Consider the following 16,154-nt stretch of genomic DNA (forward strand, 5'->3'; position numbering starts at 1 on the left):
CTCAGGTCACCTCCGGTCAGGACCGCACGCGCGGGTCGAGGGCGGCGTGCAGGGTGTCGGCGAGGAAGCCGGAGGCGAGGACGACGACGGCGGTGAACAGGTTGACGGCCACGACGGAGTTGACGTCCTGTTCGTTGATCGACTGGATCAGCCACTCGCCCATGCCGTGCCAGCCGAAGATCGTCTCGGTGAAGATCGCGCCGGTGAAGATGCCCAGGAAGCTGTAGGCGAACATGGTCGACATCGGGATCACGGCGGTCCGCAGCCCGTGCCTCAGCAGCGCCTGCCGGCGGGTGAGGCCCTTGGCCTCGGCGGTGCGCAGGTAGTCGGAGCCGAGCACGTCGAGCATGGTGCCGCGCTGGTAGCGGCTGTAGGTGGCGAGGCCGCCGAGGGCCAGCGAGATGGTCGGCAGCAGCAGGTGCAGCGCCCAGTCGGCCAGGTGGGTGCCGAGGCCGCCGGTGAGTCCGGGGGTCTCGTAGCCGGTGAACGGGATCACGTCGTGGCCGGCCGCGTCCTTGGCGGCGATGGCGCCGTTCTTGAGGAACAGCGCGACCAGGAAGACCGGGGTGGAGAGCAGGACGAAGGACAGCACGGTGAGCAGCCGGTCGGAGAACCGGTACTGGCGCACGGCGCTCCAGGCCCCGGCGGCGACGCCGAGGACCATGCCGAGCAGGCTGCCGAGCAGCAGCAGCCGCAGCGAGACCCAGACCCGGCGGCCGAAGTCGTCGGAGACCGGGGTGTCGTGGATGGTCCGGCCGAGGTCGCCGTGGAGCAGCCCGCCGGCCCAGTGGCCGAAGCGCTCGACGACCGGGGTGTGGTCGTTCAGGTTGAGCGCGGTGAGCTGGTGCTCGACCGATTCGGCGGCCGGGCGCGGGACCTTGGCGTCGAAGTAGGTGCGCGGCTGCAGGGCGGTCGCGGATATCGCGTACGCCAGGAACACGGCGGCGATCAGCAGCGCCGTGTAGTAGCCCAGGCGCTTCGCCAGGTAGCGGAGCATCAGCGGCCGCCCGGGGTGGCGGGGGCGGGGCCGACGCGTCTGGTGGGCATCGGGTGGTGGCCTTCGGTCGGGGCCCGGATCGGGCGTCAGGTGGCGGAGGTGGCAGGGGAGTCGGGAAAGCGCAGGTCAGAGTGAAGCACCCGGGGACAGCGGGCGTGTTGCGGCAGCGTTGCCGCAGGTGACGTTTGGATCAGGTGTGCGTTCCTCCCCCTGGTGGCCGGTCTGATCCGCTGTTACGTTCCTCTGGCTCGATGCCGGATTGAGTGCCCACGCTCAAGCCGGGTCATGCCTGTCGCGCCGCAACTCCTGTTCCGCAGACCTCACCAGGGGGACCCTCATGGACGCTTCCACCACGGCTCGCCGCCTCGGCCGGGCCACCGCCCTCGCCGTCGCCGCCGCGCTGGCGGTCACCGCGTGCACCTCGGGCGGGGGCGGATCCGGAGACGGCGTGGCCAAGAGCGAGCCGCCGAGACAGGACTCCCAGGACATCAACGCCAAGCCGCTGGACCAGGTCAAGGACGGCGGCGAGGTGCGCTTCCCGCTGTACCAGTGGATCACCCAGTGGAACCCGTTCCAGGTGGACGGCCGGTACGGCGACGCCGTCGAGATCATGCGCATGCTGGAGCCGGACCTCTTCACCACCGACGCCGCCGGCAACTTCCAGCCGGTCACCGACTACCTGCAGGAGGCCAAGGTCACCTCGACCTCCCCGCAGGTGATCACCTACAAGCTCAACCCCAAGGCGAAGTGGTCGGACGGCAAGCCGCTGGGCTACCTGGACTTCAAGGCGGACTGGGAGGCCAGCAACGGCAAGAAGGACGGCTACAACATCGCCGACTCCGCCGGCTACGAGCTGATCTCCGCCGTCGAGCAGGGGGCGGACCCGACCGAGGTCAAGGTGACCTTCTCCGAGCCGTACGCCGACTGGCAGAACCTGTTCCGCCCGCTGATCCCGGCGGCGGGCATCGGGACCCCGGACGACTTCAACCAGGGCTGGGTGGAGAAGATCCCGATCACCGCGGGCCCGCTGAAGGTCGGGACCGCGGACAAGACCGCGCAGACCCTGACCCTGGTCCCGGACCCGGCCTGGTGGGGGACGAAGCCCAAGGCCGACCGGATCACCTTCCGGGTGATGTCCCAGTCGGCGACCACCCAGGCGTTCCTCAACAACGAGATCGACTTCGCCACGGCCGGCACCGCCGCCGCGTACGGGCAGCTCAAGGACTCCAAGGACGCCGTGATCCGCACCGCCAGTCCGTGGGACGAGGTGCACATCTCGTTCGGCCAGGGCGGCGCGCTGGCGGACCAGAAGGTCCGCCAGGCGCTCGGGAGGGCGCTGGACCGCTCGGCGCTGATCAAGATCGCGAACAACGGCGTCCCGGTGGAGTTCAAGCCGCTCGGCAACCACATCATCATGCCCAACCAGACCGGCTACCAGGACAACTCCGGCGACTGGGCGAAGTTCGACCTGGGCGCGGCCAAGAAGCTGCTCGACGAGGCGGGCTGGAAGGAGGCGGGCAGCGGTCAGCCGCGCACCAAGGACGGGAAGCAGCTGGAGCTGCACTGGGTCGTCAACGACGCCACCCCGCAGGCGCAGTTGGACCTGGCCACCGCCGCCGCCGCGATGTGGCTGACGGCCGGGGTCAAGGTCGACCTCGACAAGGTCCCCTCCAACGACTTCTTCACCAAGTACGTGAACCCGGGCAAGTTCGAGATCGCCAGCTGGCGGAACACCGACTCGTTCCCGCTCTCCAGCTCCCTCCTCAACTTCCGCCTGCCGGTGGGGGAGAACGTCTTCGGCAACTTCTCGAAGCTCGGCACGCCGGAGATCGACGCGCTGCTGAAGAAGGCGGCCGGCACGCTCGACCCGGCGGAGGCCGCGAAGCTCTACAACCAGGCCGACGCGAAGATCTGGGAGCTCGGCCACACCGTCGAGCTCTACCAGCGGCCGACCGTGGTGGCGGCCCGCAAGGGCCTGGCCAACTACGGCGCGTTCGGTCTGGCCGGCGTGGACTACTCCAAGGTCGGCTGGGAGAAGTAACCGCCGCGCACGCGGCGGGCCGGGCCGCACGGCAGGCGCTGGCGAGCAGCGCGGTGATCACGAGGCCGGTGGCGCGGACACGGGAAGGTCGGCTCCGCCGCCCCCGCTGTCCCGCCACCCGCCTTGACCTTCCGCGTTGCCCGCAGGCCGCCCGTGTCATGGGGCCCCGCAGGGCCCGCGTCCTTCCGACCGGGATGAATCTAGCGGCGCCGGGGCCCCTCGCGGCGCAGCGCGCGGGGCGCGCCCGGAAACCCGCCGCGCTGTCACCCGGTTCGCGCACCGGAGCGTCAACTACGGCTGACGGCAAGGAAAAAAGGGACATACGGGGTCATTGAGGCGGGGCTGCCCTGGGGCCCCGTCGGCGCGGCCCCAGGTCCCCGACCGGCCCCCGACCGGCGCATTGCCCGGCGCGCGCGCCGCGCCGGTGCGTGCGCCGGGCCCGGGGCGCTGCCAGGATGCGCGGGACGACCCGCCCTCCCGACCCCGGAGCAGCCCCGATGGCCAGTGACCCCGCCGCCGCGGCACCCCGCGCCCAGCACGTCGACCCGCCGCCGGTGCGCCCGATGATCCCGCGCGACCGCGACGAGCCGCACCGGGTCGCCACCCCGCTGGAACTGTTCTTCGACCTCTGCTTCGTCGTCGCCGTCGGCCAGGCCGGGCGCGAACTCGCCCACTCCCTCGCGGCCGGGCACTACGGGGAGGGGCTGCGCGGCTACGCGCTGGCCTTCTTCGCGATCTGGTGGGCCTGGATGAACTTCACCTGGTTCGCCTCCGCGTACGACTGCGACGACGTGCCGTACCGGATCACCACGCTGGTGCAGATCGCCGGGGTGCTGATCCTCGCCGCCGGGGTGCCCCGGCTGTTCGCCACCCAGGACCTGGCGCTGGCGATCACCGGGTACGTGGTGATGCGCCTCGCGATGGTGACCCAGTGGCTGCGCGCGGCGGCCGGCGAGCAGGGCGAGGCCCGCCGGGTCGCGGTGCGGTACGCGGTGGGGATCACGGTCTGCCAGCTCGGCTGGGTGGTGCTGCTGCTCCTGCCGCACGGCGCCCGCCCGTACGTCATCCCGGTCGGGGTGCTGTGCGAGCTGGCCGTGCCGGTGATCGCGGAGCTGCGGATGCAGACCTCCTGGCACCCGCACCACATCTCCGAGCGGTACGGGCTGTTCACCCTGATCGTGCTCGGCGAGACGGTGGCGGCGGCGACCGTCGCGGTGCAGTCCGCGGTCGACGAGCACGAGGAGCTGGGCAGACTGGTGCCGGTGGCCGTCGGCGGCCTGCTGATCTGCTTCGCCGCCTGGTGGATCTACTTCGCCCGGCCCGTCCACGAGCACCTGCGCTCCAACCGGCAGGCCTTCGCCTGGGGGTACGGGCACTACCTGGTGTTCGGCTCGGCGGCGGCGATCGGCGCCGGGCTGGAGGTGGCGGTGGAGTCGGCGGTGCACAAGGCGGAGATCTCCGAGACCGCCGCCACCGCGACGGTCACCGTGCCGACCGCGGTCTACCTGGTCACGGTCTGGTTCCTGCACTCCCGGCACACCAAGCGCGGCGCGCTCGCCCAGGCCTTGGCGCCGGCCGGGGCCGTGCTGGTGCTGGCCTGCACCGCCTTCGGCGGCTCCGGGGTGCTCGCGGCGGGCCTGGTCTGCGCGCTGATGGTGGCGGCGGGCGTGCTGGTCCACGGCCGGGAGAGCCGGGCCGGGGCCCGGCTCTAGCCCCGCCCGAGCAGGACGGGTTCGTGCCGGGTCAGCCAGGCCAGGTAGGCCGGGTTGACCTTGGCCAGGTCCAGGTAGGCGGCGCGCAGCTCGCCGTAGAGCGCGTCCAGGGCGGGCGGGCTGAGCGCGCGCGGTCGCCAGGTGAACAGCAGCCGGACGGCCAGCGGGTCCCCGTCCACCGGGCGGACGACCGTGCCGGGGCCGGGCGGGGAGGTGGGCTGGCAGGGGCGGACGGCCTCGCCGGAGGCGACCAGCTCGGCGGCGGTGGCGTTGTCCCGCACCTGCAGCACCCGGGGGTTGAGCCCGGCCTCGCTGAACACCCGGCGCATCGCCGCGTACTCGTGGTCGGCGGTCGGGTCGACCATCCAGGTGTCCTCGGCGAGGTCGGTGAGCCGGACGACCGGGCGGGTGGCGGCCGGGTGCCCGGCGGCGAGCTCGACGTACTGCGGCTCGCGGGCCATCAGCACCCGCTGTTCGGCGTCCGGCGGCACCCGTAGCGGGAAGCCCTCGCTCTCGTGCACGAAGGCCACGTCCAGCTGGTCGGCGGCGACCATCCGCAGCAGCGCGCTGGCGGAGACGTCGACGTGGATGGTGGTGTCGGTGTCCGGCAGCCGGTCGTGCACCCGGCGCAGCCAGGCCGCGACCGCGCGGCTGCCGACGCTGCCGATGCGCAGCCGGCGCTGCCGGCCGGGCCCGCTCGCGTCGCGGGCCTCCTGGCGGGCGGCGGCGACCAGCGCGGCCATCTCGGTGATCACCGGCCGGGCCCGGGAGAGCACCGAGTGGCCGAGCGCGGTGGGCCGGCTGCCGGTCTGCTCGCGGGTGAACAGGGTGCCGCCGATGGACCGTTCGATGCGGTGCAGCTGGGTGGTGAGGGAGGGCTGGGTCATGCCGAGCTGGAGCGCGGCCTTGCGGAGGCTGCCGCTGTCGGCGATCGCGCACAGCACCCGGAGGTGTCTCACGTCGAGCTCCACGTCGGGAGCATAGACGCCATCGAGCCTCCTCGCCAAGGACATGACAGTCAATCAAGTCTGAGCCGGGACAAGCCACGGCGGACCCCACCGGTATGCGACGGGGCTATCGCCGGTTGACATCATCCGTGGCGGGCCCGGGCGGGTCGAAGCTCGGGGGCAGCAACCCGCCCCGGCCACCGACCGGGGCGGCCCCCACCGTGCGCCACCGCCGTACCCGGCCCCCACCGGCTCCGGCGAGGCGGCGCACCGCGAATCCGGAGCCCCCACATGAAGCGATCCGTGCTGTCCGCCGCCCTGGGCCTCGCCCTCGCGGCCGGCCTCGCCGCCCTGCCCACCACCGCAGTCGCCGCGCCGGCCGCGCCCGCGGCCGTCCAGGGCTACACCCCGGCGGCACACGCCGGTCCCGCCGCGCGAGCCGCGGAGGCCGCCGACAACCAGGCCTTCTTCCGGGCCGTGGTGGCCTCGGTCAAGGCCAAGCGGGCCGCCGACCCGTGGCTGCGGTCCGTCACCGTCACCTACGACACCGGCAACGCGCCCTCCTTCGCGAGTCAGATAGCCACCGCCGCGCGGATCTGGAACAGCTCCGTGCGCAACGTGCGGCTCCAGGAGACCGGCGGCCAGGGCGACTTCTCGTACTACGAGGGCAGCGACAGCCAGGGCTCCTACGCGAGCACCGACGGCCACGGCCACGGCTACGTGTTCCTCGACTACCAGCAGAACCAGGAGTACGACTCGGTGCGCGTCACCACCCACGAGACCGGGCACGTGCTCGGCCTGCCCGACGACTACTCCGGCCCGTGCAGCGAGCTGATGTCGGGCGGCGGCCCCGGCCCCTCCTGCACCAACCCCTACCCCGACGCCGACGAGCGGAGCCAGGTCGACTACCTCTGGGCGAACGGTCTCGCGGCGGTCCACTGACCTCGCCGGGACGGTGACCCGCGCCGACCGCCCCGCGGCGGTGCAACCGGCCCCGTCCGCTGGGCGGGGCCGGGCGCGGCGGGCCGCTCGGCCGGAATCAAGCGGCCCGCCGCTCGGGTACTTCCCCGCTTCGGAGCCTAGCCCCCGCCGGAACGGAATGCCAGGGGCACGGTTGGGTCAAGGTACGGAAAAGACGCGTCAATTCCTGGCCGACGCAGGGGTATTGCACGGAGCTATCGCGGATTGACATCATCCGCCCGCCCGCCGGGCTGCCCGAAGCTCTGGGGACATCACCCGTTGACCAGGTGTCCCCCAGGGCCGGCCCCCAATCCGGCCACGGCACCACAGGAATCGGAGCCCCCACCATGAAGCGATCCATGCTGTCCGCCGCCCTCGGCCTCGCGCTCGCGGCCGGCCTCGCCGTGCTGCCGGCCACGGCCGCGGCCGCCGCCCCGGCCGCCCCGGCCGCGCAGGGCTACACCGCCTCGACGTACGCCGGCTCGGCCGTTGAGACCGCGGACAACCAGGCGTTCTTCCAGGCGGTGATGGCCTCCGCGAAGGCCAAGCAGGCCGCCAACCCCGGCCTGGCCACCGTCGTGGTCACCTACGACGCCAGTTCGGCCCCGACCTTCCGCAACCAGATATCCCAGGCCGCGCAGATCTGGAACGGTTCGGTCGCCAACGTCCAGCTGCGCTCCGGTTCGGCCGCCGACTTCAAGTACTACGAGGGCAACGACAGCCGCGGCTCGTACGCGAGCACCGACGGGCACGGGCGCGGCTACATCTTCCTCGACTACCAGCAGAACCGGCAGTACAACTCGGTGCGGGTGACCGCCCACGAGACCGGGCACGTGCTCGGCCTGCCGGACCACTACTCCGGCCCGTGCAGCGAGCTGATGTCGGGCGGCGGCCCCGGCACCTCCTGCACCAACCCCTACCCGAACAGCACCGAGCGCAGCCGCGTCAACTCCCTCTGGGCGCGCGGCTGACCCCACCGCTGAGCCCCGGCCCGGCCGCACACCGCTGCGGCCGGGCCGGCGTGCGTGGCCGGAGCGGCGCTGTCGGTGCCGCGTGCGAGCATGCGGGCGAGACCAGTCCGCCCCCGACCGCGAGGTGTGCCGCCATGGCCCGTACCGTCCCCGACCAGCTCACCGACCTCCCGTACGCCGAGCTGCTGCGCCCGCACACCGGGCCGCTGCGCAGCGACGAGCGGTACGACACCGCGCACTTCGACGGTGGCGAGCACACCGACGAGTCGGGCGCCGGGGCGGCCTTCCTGGAGTGCGCCTTCACCGGTGTCGCGCTCAGCGGGGTCAAGCTGCGCCAGGCCCGGTTCAACGAGGTCTGGGTGCAGGCCGGCCGCTGGGTGGCCTGCGACCTCAGCGACACCGAGTGGCAGGACAGCGCCTTCGTCGGCGGGGTGCTGGCCGGGGTCGCCGGGTACGGTTCGGCGCTGCGCCGGGTGGTGTTCCGCGGCTGCAAGCTGGAGGCGGTCAACCTGCGCTCCGCCGTCCTGCGGGACGTGGTCTTCGAGGACTGCCTGCTGCGCGACGTGGACTTCGGCGAGGCGAAGCTGACCGGGGTGTCCTTCCCCGGCTCGACGCTGGAGGAGGTCCGGCTGCGCGGTGCGACGCTGAGCGGGACCGATCTGCGCGGCGCCGTCCGGCTCGGGCTGGCCGACGGCCACCAGGGGCTGCGTGGCGCGGTCATCAGCTCCACCCAACTGCTGGAGCTGGCACCGCAGTTCGCCCAGGCGCTGGGCATCGACGTGCAGGACCGCTGACCGCCCCCGCCCGCCGCCCCAGTCCGCCGGCCCTCCCCGGCGATTCCGTCGTGCGTTCAGCCCCGCGTCGCTCGGTGACCCCCGGACGAACAGTCCGCCAAACCTGCCGCACGCCTCTGGTGGTCCGCTCCGCCGGAGGGGGAGACTGCTCCGCGATCGAGTGAGCCGAGTTGTGTGAACAACATCGCCAGCGAAGGGACGGGCCGGGCTGATGGCCGAGCTGAGTCGTAGGAAGTTCGTCACGCTGTCCGGTGCCGCCGCGGCCGGTCTCGCGGTGGCCGGCACCGGTGCGGCGGGGGCCGCCCCCGGCGCCGCGGGCACCGCGCCCGCCGCCGGCACCGCGCTCGCCACCACCGGCACCATCGCCGACGCCAAGCACGTGGTGATCCTGATGCAGGAGAACCGGAGCTTCGACCACTACTTCGGCACGCTGCGCGGGGTACGCGGCTTCGCCGACCGCAGCGCGATCCAGATCTCCGGCGGCTACAGCGTCTTCAACCAGCCCAACGGCCTGCTCTCCCGCCAGTACCCGTGGCAGTTCAGCCAGACCAAGCCGGCCGGCGGCGCCGACCCCGAGCGCCTCGCCCAGTGCAACGGTGACCTCAGCCACGGCTGGAGCGACCAGCACAAGGCGTGGAACGGCGGCAAGATGGACTCCTGGGTCGCCGCCAAGGGCAATGTGCGCACGCTCGGCTTCCTCACCCGCCAGGACATCCCGTTCCACTACGCGCTGGCCGAGAACTGGACCGTCTGCGACGCCTACCACTGCTCGGTGCTGAGCGCGACCGGCCCCAACCGCACCTACCACTGGTCCGGCCAGATCGACCCGGCCGGCACCGCCGGCGGCCCGGCCTACGACGGCGGCGACGAGAAGGGCCTGCGCTGGAAGACCTACGCCGAGGCCCTGGAGGCCGCCGGCGTCAGCTGGAAGGTCTACCAGAACGCCGCCGACAACTACGGCGACAACGCCCTCGCCTACTTCAGCCAGTTCTCGGGCGCCCCGGCCGGCAGCCCGCTGGCCGTCAAGGGCATGGGCTCGGTGCCCAAGGTCACCGGCCGGACCCCGGACGACATCGCCGCCGCGATCAAGGCCGACGTGCTGGCCGGCACCCTCCCGCAGGTCTCCTGGATCGTCCCGGACCAGGCCTCCTCCGAGCACCCGTACGCCACCCCGGCCGACGGCGCGCACTTCGTCCACATGGTGATCGACGCGCTCAACGCGGACCCGGCCGTCTTCGACTCCTCCGTGCTGTTCGTCAACTACGACGAGAACGACGGCTTCTTCGACCACGTCCCGCCGCCGGTCGCCCCGGCCGGCACCCCGGGCGAGTTCTACAGCGGCACCAACATCGGGCTCGGCTTCCGCGTCCCGATGCTCGCGATCTCGCCCTGGACCCGCGGCGGCTGGGTCAACTCCGAGACCTTCGACCACACCTCGGTGCTGCGCTTCCTGGAGGTCTGGACGGCCGCCCTCGGCACGCCTGCCACCAGCCCCAACATCAGCGACTGGCGCCGCCGGGTCTGCGGCGACCTCACCAGCGTGTTCGACTTCGCCAACCCGGTGTACGGCCTGCCCGCGCTGCCCGACACCTCGCAGACCATCGGCCTGTCCGCCTGCGGCCCGCTGCCCAACCCGGCGCCGGTGAACAACCAGCTCCCGGTGCAGGAGTCCGGCACCCGCCCGGCCCGCGCCCTGCCGTACCAGCCGAACGCCAACCTGGACCACCTGGAGTTCGGCTCCGGCGGGGTGATGAAGGTCTGGATCGCGATGGCCAACCAGGGCGCCGCGGCCGCCAAGTCCGCGCACTTCGCCGCCTACGCCAACGCCTACCGCAGCGGCGGCCCCTGGCAGTACACCGTCGACCCGGGCGGCAGCACCAGCGACTTCTTCAACTGCGGCACCGGCTTCGGCGGCGGCCCGTACGACCTCACGGTGGTCGGCCCCAACCGCTTCCTGCGCCGTTTCAAGGGCGACGCCACCAAGGCGGGCAAGAACGCGGCCGTCACCGCCTCGTACGCGGTCGAGCCGGGTACCGGCAAGCTCGCCGTCTACTTCAAGCTGGCCAACAACGGCGGCACGCCGATGACCTTCACCATCGCGTCGAACAACTACCGGACGGACGGCCCCTGGACGTACCAGGTGCCGGCCGGCGGCAGCGTCAGCGACTTCTTCAACGTGGTGGCCTACACCGACGGCTGGTACGACCTCACCGTGACGGTGGACGCGGACAGCAGCTGGTCGCAGCGGTTCACCGGCCACCTGGAGACCGGCACCCCCAGCGTCAGCGGCTGACGGCCGCCCGCACCGCGCGGAACGCGAGGCCCCACCACCCGGCAGGGCGGTTTCCAGGGGCCTCGCGTCACCTCCGCCGGGCCAGGTCGTCACCTCCGCCAGAACAGGTGGTGCGTGACGCCGCTCGGGCTGGGCACGACCTCCGAGTGGAAGCGGTCGAGGAGCTCGTCGGGGGACTCCCAGAGCCGCAGGCCGGACCCGAGCTCCACCGGCGAGACCGCCACGTGCAGGGTGTCGACGAGGTCGGCGTCGAGGAACCGCCGGATGGTGGTGACCCCGCCGCCGAGTCGCACGTCCTTGCCCCCGGCGGCTTCCCGCGCCCGGGCGAGGACGGTGGCCGGGTCGGCGTCGACGAAGTGGAACGTGGTGTCGGAGAGCGTGAACGACGGGCGCTCGTGGTGGGTCATGACGAACACCGGGGTGCGGAACGGGGGCTCGTCACCCCACCAGCCGCGCCACTCGTGGTCCTGCCACGGCCCGCGCTGCGGCCCGAACTTGTTGCGGCCCATGATCTCGGCACCGATGTTGCGGGCGAAGTCCCGGGTGAAGTAGTCGTCGAGACCACGGCTCCCCCCGGCATCCGTGCGCATGGGCCAGCTCGCCGTGGCTCCGGCCCAGCCGAACAGCCGCTCGGGGCGGTCCTGGCCGAACGGCCGCTCGAAGGTCTGGTGCTCACCGGCGCCGATGCCGTCCCTGGAGACGTTGAAGTTCATGACTCTGAGCAGTTGATCCATGGGTTCCCTCGTCCGGTCCGTCCGTGTCGTCGCGCGGCGGGGCGCCGCACGCCATGACGTCGGAGCGGACCCGGCCGGATTGACATCGGCCCCGGACCATTTTCCGACCGGGGGGCGGAGCCGGCGTCATCGCTCACAGGTACGGGCCCCGGGGGAACCACGGATCGTGGACCTCCCGGGGCCCGTACGGCGTCAGCAGGGTGAGGGCGGGCTGCCCGGCCGCGTACTCCGCCAGCTGCACCGAGCCGTGCCGGGTCTCCAGTTCGGCCTGCACCGGCAGCGGCAGCTTGCTCAGCGCCCGCCGCAGCTGCAGCGCGTCGCGCCGGCTGACCGGCTGCGGGGCGCGCAGCACCAGCCGCAGCGGGCTGAGCGGTCCGGTGACCGGCACCCCGCTGCCCAGTTCGTAGCCGGCCGCGCCGATCGGGCCCCAGGGCAGCCGGTGGTCCGCCACCAGCCGGCCGACCTCCGGCAGCAGGGCCAGCGCCGGGATCGTGGTGAGCCGCTCGGGGGCCAGGCGGGCGCGCCGTTCGACCAGCTGCTCGGGGCGCAGCGTCCGGGCCACCGCCGCCCAGGGGGCCAGCGCGTCCAGCCGCTGTCCGGGGCGCGGGCCGCGCACGGTCACCGGGGACCAGAGCTCGGGCGCCGCCTCCGGGTCCCGGGCGCACTGCCGCGGGTGCGGCGGGTCCACCGGGTGGCCGACCACCGCGGGCGCCCGGCCGACCGTCACCCAGGGGTGTGCCCGCAGCACCGCGCGCGCCCAGTCCGGCAGCTCGCCGCCGGTGAGGGGCCGCAGCGAGCCGGGGCACTGCATCAGCAGCAGGTCGTGCGCGCCGGGCAGCCGGCCGTCCAGCGCGGCCAGCGGGCCGACCCGGCGGCGCGGTCCGTCGTGCAGTTCCTCGATCGGGTTCCTCACACCGCCACCCTCCGCCCGCTCCGCGCCCCCGACTACGGCCCTTCGACGCGTTCCACCGGGACCAAAGGCTCAACGTGCGTCCGTGAGCGCCCGGTGTGAGAGTGGGGGACAGCCCGGAGTTCCGACATTCCGTCCGTAGGAGGAGGAGTCATGGGCATCTTCGACAGGCTGTTCCACCGGCCGCCGCAGCACGAGGCCACCGGTGAGGACGCCATGCAGCGGGCGGCCCTCGCCCACGACGAGGCCGCCGACGCGTTCGGCGACGACGTCGAGCGCGCCCGCCAGAGCGAGGACCGGCTCTCCCGGGAGCGGCTCTCCCAGGAGGAGGCCGACCGGCGGGCCGCCGAGAACATGACCGCCGAGGGCGATCCCTGGGACTGATGCCCGGGGCCGACCCCTGGGATTGAGCCCGGGGATCAGCCGGGCCCGGGCGCCGCAGGAGCGGGCCCGGCCCGGCCGGTCACCGCGCCCGCGGCGGCAGCGGCGGGCGCCGCAGGTCCGGCCGGGGCGTGGACTCCGGCGGGGGCTCCGCGGCCGGCGCGTCCTCCAGTAGTTCCAGGGCGAGCTGGACGGCGGTGACCAGCTCGGGGTGGCGCCCGCGGGCCCAGTCCCGCGGGGTGCGCAGCACGTGCACGTCCGGTTCGACGCCGCGGTTCTCCACCGACCAGCCGAGCCCGCCGCTGAACCAGGAGGCGTTCTTCGGCACCGAGATCTGGGTGCCGTCGCCGAGGGTGTGCCGTCCGGACATCCCGACCACCCCGCCCCAGGTGCGGTTGCCGATCACCGGTCCGAGCCCGAGCAGCTTGATGGCCGCGATGATCACGTCCCCGTCCGAGCTGGTGGCCTCGTCCGCGAGGGCCACCAGCGGGCCGCGCAGCGCGTGCCGGGGCCAGCGGACGGGCTGGCGGTCCCGGGTGAAGTCCCAGGCCAGGACGTGCCGGGTGAGTTTCTCCAGGACCAGCTCGGAGACGTTGCCGCCGGCGTTGCCGCGGACGTCCAGGACCAGTGCGGGCTTGTCCAGCTCGCGCCGCAGGTCCCGGTTGAACTGCGCCCAGCCGGAGCCACCGAGGTCCGGGATGTGCAGGTAGCCGCACCGCCCGTCGCTGAACTCCCGTACCAGGGCGCGGCGTTTGGTCACCCAGTCCTGGTAGCGGATGGGCCGTTCATCGGTCAGCGGGGTGACCGCGATCCGCCGCACCGGGCCGTCCGGTCCGGTGCGCAGGGCCAGTTCGACGGTGGTGCCGCCGGTGCCGGCCAGCAGGGGCAGCGGTCCGCGCACCGGGTCCACCGGGCGGCCGCCGACCGCGAGCAGCTCGTCGCCGTCCCGGACGCCCTGGGCGGCGAGCGGGGCGCGGGCGCGAGGGTCGGAGGACTCCCCGGGCAGCACCCGCTCGACCAGCCAGCGCCCGTCGGGGGAGCGGCGGGCGTTGGCGCCGAGCAGGCCGAGCGGCTGCTGGGCGAGCGACGGGCCCTCGGCGCGCCGGGAGGTGGTGACGTAGGCGTGCGAGGTGCCCAGCTCGCCGAGGAGTTCGCGCAGCAGGTCGGCGAAGTCGTCGGGTGAGCAGACGCGTTCCAGCAACGGTTCGTACTGGGCGACCAGGGCGGGCCAGTCCAGGCCGGACATCCGCGCGTCCCAGAACTGGTCCCGGACGATCCGGGCCGCCTCGTGGTAGGCCTGGCGCCATTCGGCGGCCGGGTGCACGGTGTGGGTGATCCGGCGCAGGTCGACGCCGGTGCCGGCGGAGGGCGCGGAGACCGGGACCACCCGGAGCGTCCCGGCCGAGTAGACGGCGACCGAGCCGCCGTCCCCGGAGACCGCGTAGCCGTCCAGCTTGTCCACCAGCGTGCTGCGGGTGCCCCGGGCCAGGTCGAAGTACTCCAGCGAGGGGCGGCCCGAGGTGTCCTCGGGGCTGGCGAAGGTCTGCCCGAGGGTGCCGGAGATCGGCCAGCGCAGCCAGACCAGGCCACCGCGTACCGCGTCGGTGGCCGAGTACTTGGAGGCGATCACCGGGAACTGCAGCAGCCGCTCGCCGATGCCCTCCGGCTCGACCAGGACGGTGCCGTCGCCGCCGCCGTCCCCGCGCGGGGCGGGCTCCTCGGCGGGCGCGGAGAACGGCGAGGGCGTGTCGGCGGTGAGCGGGACGAGGTACGGGCGGCAGCCGAGCGGGAAGGAGAGGTCGCCGGTGTGCACGTCGTGGACCGGGTCGAAGCCGCGCCAGGACAGGAAGGCCAGGTAGCGGCCGTCCCGGGTGAACACCGGCTGCTCGTCCTCGAACCGGCCGTCGGTGACCTCGGTGATCGGCGCGGGCGCCCCGGTGCGGGTGAGCCGGATCCGGCGCAGCGAGCGTCCGGCGACCGGCTGGGACCAGGCGATCCAGTGCGAGTCGGGGGAGAACCGGGCGCTAGAGACCGGGCCGTACGCGGAGGAGGCCAGCTCGCGGACCTCGCCGTCGGCGGCGGAGACCAGCAGCAGCCGCCCGTCCGAGGCGCAGACGGCGAGGCGGCTGCCGTCGGGGGAGGCGGTGAGCTCCAGGACCCGGCCGAGCCGGCCGGCGGCGAGCACCCGGTGGCGGTGGCGGTCCCCGCCCGCGTGGGTGGCCGTGCCCGCGTGACCGTGTTCGTGTTCGTGCCCGTGCTCGGGGGCGGCCTCGTGGCCGGGCAGTGGCAGCACCTCGATCGCGTCGGCGCCCTCGGCGTCGGTGATCCAGGCCGCCTCGCCGGTGTGCCCGAGCATGACCGGCAGCCGGGTCCGCACCCCCGGGGTGTCGGCGAGCGCGCGGGCCGGGCCGTCCTTGTGGGTGAGCCAGTACTGGCTGCCGCGCACGGTGATCACCCCGGCCCGGCCGGTCCGGTCGCAGGCGAGGTCCTTGACCTGGGTCGCGGCGCCGACCTGGTACGGGCGGCGGCCGGCCCGGGCGCCGCCGAGCGGGACGTGCAGCCGGTGCGGGGCGGGGGCGTCCAGGCCGTCCAGCAGCCAGAGGTCGCCGGCGTGCTGGTAGACGATCCGGGTGCCGTCGGTGGCGGCTTCGCGGGCGTAGTAGGAGGCGTGGTCGGTGTGGCGGCGCAGGTCGGTGCCGTCCGGGCGGCAGGAGTAGAGGTTGCCGACGCCCTCGTGGTCGGAGAGGAAGGCGATCCGCCCGCCGACCGGCATCGGGGAGGCGAGGTGGCCGGTGTGGTCGGGCAGGATCCGCTCGCCGTCCGCCCAGAGCCGGCCGACGGCGCCGCCCCGGTAGCGCTTCCAGGCGGCCGGTTCGTGCGGGGCGGCGCCGGTGAGCAGGACGGTGCGCTCCCGGCTCATCTGGGCGTCGCCGACCGGCCCCCAGGGCATCCGGCGGCCGGGGGAGCCGTCCGGCGGCAGGGCGTGCGCCCAGGTGTAGTGGCCGAAGGGCTCGTGGAAGGAGGTGACGGCCAGCACCTCGCCGTCCGGCAGCCAGCCGCGCACCCGGGTGTCCTGGCTGCCCCAGAAGCTGAGCCGGTGCGCCTCGCCGCCGTCGACGGGTGCGGTCCAGACCTCGGGGGTGAGGCTCAGCCAGCCGGTCCAGGCGAGGGTGGTGCCGTCGGGGGAGAAGCGGGGGTGGCTGACCCGGGTGCGGTCGCAGGTGACCCGCCAGGCCCGTCCGGTGACGGTGCCCCCGGTGTCCAGCGGGGCGATCCAGACGTCGTCCTCGGCGGTGAAGGTGAGCAGGCCGCCGTGCAGGTGGGGGTGGCGGAGGTAGCCGGGCGGGGTCACCCCTCCATCCTTCGACGGGGTGTCACACCCGGCAACCGGAACGGCGGGCGAGGAGGCCCCGA

Annotated in this window: 12 protein-coding genes; 7 read left to right on the forward strand and 5 right to left on the reverse strand. The window is 73.7% G+C overall.

What is annotated here, in order from left to right; translation table 11 throughout:
* Positions 1-16 precede the first annotated feature (16 nt).
* Positions 17-997, reverse strand: coding sequence for an ABC transporter permease (locus IE332_RS22495; protein WP_189919356.1), 981 nt, complete (start codon positions 995-997; stop codon positions 17-19).
* 337 nt (positions 998-1,334) lie between these two features.
* On the opposite strand from IE332_RS22495, the gene IE332_RS22500 reads away from it, so the two are divergent.
* A complete protein-coding gene (locus tag IE332_RS22500) occupies positions 1,335-3,038 on the forward strand; it encodes an ABC transporter family substrate-binding protein (protein ID WP_189919358.1) in 1,704 nt (567 codons plus the stop codon).
* Between the two features lie 497 nt (positions 3,039-3,535).
* On the forward strand, positions 3,536-4,750 hold the full coding sequence (locus tag IE332_RS22505) for a low temperature requirement protein A (protein WP_229928812.1): 1,215 nt from the start codon (positions 3,536-3,538) through the stop codon (positions 4,748-4,750).
* On the opposite strand, the gene IE332_RS22510 is transcribed toward IE332_RS22505, so the two are convergent.
* Positions 4,747-5,763 (reverse strand): LysR family transcriptional regulator, encoded by a 1,017-nt coding sequence (locus tag IE332_RS22510; protein ID WP_189919363.1) that lies wholly within the window; start codon positions 5,761-5,763, stop codon positions 4,747-4,749. The two genes, IE332_RS22505 and IE332_RS22510, sit on opposite strands and share 4 nt — an antisense overlap.
* A 225-nt stretch (positions 5,764-5,988) precedes the next feature.
* On the opposite strand from IE332_RS22510, the gene snpA (IE332_RS22515) reads away from it, so the two are divergent.
* From snpA (IE332_RS22515) to IE332_RS22530, 4 genes are all read left to right on the forward strand, one after another.
* On the forward strand, positions 5,989-6,639 hold the full coding sequence (snpA, locus tag IE332_RS22515) for a snapalysin (RefSeq protein WP_189919365.1): 651 nt from the start codon (positions 5,989-5,991) through the stop codon (positions 6,637-6,639).
* A 365-nt stretch (positions 6,640-7,004) separates the two neighbouring features.
* The gene (snpA, locus tag IE332_RS22520; protein ID WP_189919367.1) at positions 7,005-7,628 is read left to right on the forward strand and encodes a snapalysin; all 624 of its coding nucleotides are present in this window, start codon (positions 7,005-7,007) and stop codon (positions 7,626-7,628) included.
* A 134-nt stretch (positions 7,629-7,762) separates the two neighbouring features.
* The gene (locus tag IE332_RS22525) at positions 7,763-8,422 is read left to right on the forward strand and encodes a pentapeptide repeat-containing protein (protein ID WP_189919369.1); all 660 of its coding nucleotides are present in this window, start codon (positions 7,763-7,765) and stop codon (positions 8,420-8,422) included.
* Positions 8,423-8,633: 211 nt separating this feature from the next.
* Positions 8,634-10,715, forward strand: a complete 2,082-nt coding sequence (locus IE332_RS22530) for a phosphocholine-specific phospholipase C (RefSeq protein WP_189919371.1) — start codon at positions 8,634-8,636, stop codon at positions 10,713-10,715.
* Positions 10,716-10,804: 89 nt separating this feature from the next.
* Here IE332_RS22530 and IE332_RS22535 read toward each other — a convergent pair whose 3' ends face one another.
* Positions 10,805-11,449: a dihydrofolate reductase family protein gene (locus IE332_RS22535; protein ID WP_189919373.1), complete on the reverse strand. Its 645-nt coding sequence runs from the start codon at positions 11,447-11,449 to the stop codon at positions 10,805-10,807.
* Positions 11,450-11,582: 133 nt separating this feature from the next.
* Positions 11,583-12,362, reverse strand: a complete 780-nt coding sequence (locus IE332_RS22540) for a phosphoribosyl-dephospho-CoA transferase MdcG domain-containing protein (protein WP_189919375.1) — start codon at positions 12,360-12,362, stop codon at positions 11,583-11,585.
* A 150-nt stretch (positions 12,363-12,512) separates the two neighbouring features.
* Between IE332_RS22540 and IE332_RS22545 the strand changes: the two genes are divergently transcribed.
* The gene (locus tag IE332_RS22545; protein ID WP_189919377.1) at positions 12,513-12,743 is read left to right on the forward strand and encodes a hypothetical protein; all 231 of its coding nucleotides are present in this window, start codon (positions 12,513-12,515) and stop codon (positions 12,741-12,743) included.
* A 79-nt stretch (positions 12,744-12,822) separates the two neighbouring features.
* Here IE332_RS22545 and IE332_RS22550 read toward each other — a convergent pair whose 3' ends face one another.
* Positions 12,823-16,092, reverse strand: coding sequence for a S41 family peptidase (locus IE332_RS22550; RefSeq protein ID WP_189919385.1), 3,270 nt, complete (start codon positions 16,090-16,092; stop codon positions 12,823-12,825).
* Positions 16,093-16,154 lie beyond the last annotated feature (62 nt).

The sequence above is a fragment of the Kitasatospora xanthocidica genome, assembly GCF_014656195.1.
Lineage (GTDB): Bacteria > Actinomycetota > Actinomycetes > Streptomycetales > Streptomycetaceae > Kitasatospora > Kitasatospora xanthocidica.

Coding starts and splice junctions, on each gene's coding strand:
- IE332_RS22545 (WP_189919377.1), top strand. CDS start 12,513: ATGGGCATCTTCGACAGGCTGTTCCACCGGCCGCCGCAGCACGAGGCC.
- IE332_RS22535 (WP_189919373.1), bottom strand. CDS start 11,449: ATGGATCAACTGCTCAGAGTCATGAACTTCAACGTCTCCAGGGACGGC.
- IE332_RS22525 (WP_189919369.1), top strand. CDS start 7,763: ATGGCCCGTACCGTCCCCGACCAGCTCACCGACCTCCCGTACGCCGAG.
- IE332_RS22495 (WP_189919356.1), bottom strand. CDS start 997: ATGCTCCGCTACCTGGCGAAGCGCCTGGGCTACTACACGGCGCTGCTG.
- IE332_RS22500 (WP_189919358.1), top strand. CDS start 1,335: ATGGACGCTTCCACCACGGCTCGCCGCCTCGGCCGGGCCACCGCCCTC.
- IE332_RS22510 (WP_189919363.1), bottom strand. CDS start 5,763: ATGTCCTTGGCGAGGAGGCTCGATGGCGTCTATGCTCCCGACGTGGAG.
- IE332_RS22530 (WP_189919371.1), top strand. CDS start 8,634: ATGGCCGAGCTGAGTCGTAGGAAGTTCGTCACGCTGTCCGGTGCCGCC.
- IE332_RS22505 (WP_229928812.1), top strand. CDS start 3,536: ATGGCCAGTGACCCCGCCGCCGCGGCACCCCGCGCCCAGCACGTCGAC.
- snpA (WP_189919365.1), top strand. CDS start 5,989: ATGAAGCGATCCGTGCTGTCCGCCGCCCTGGGCCTCGCCCTCGCGGCC.
- snpA (WP_189919367.1), top strand. CDS start 7,005: ATGAAGCGATCCATGCTGTCCGCCGCCCTCGGCCTCGCGCTCGCGGCC.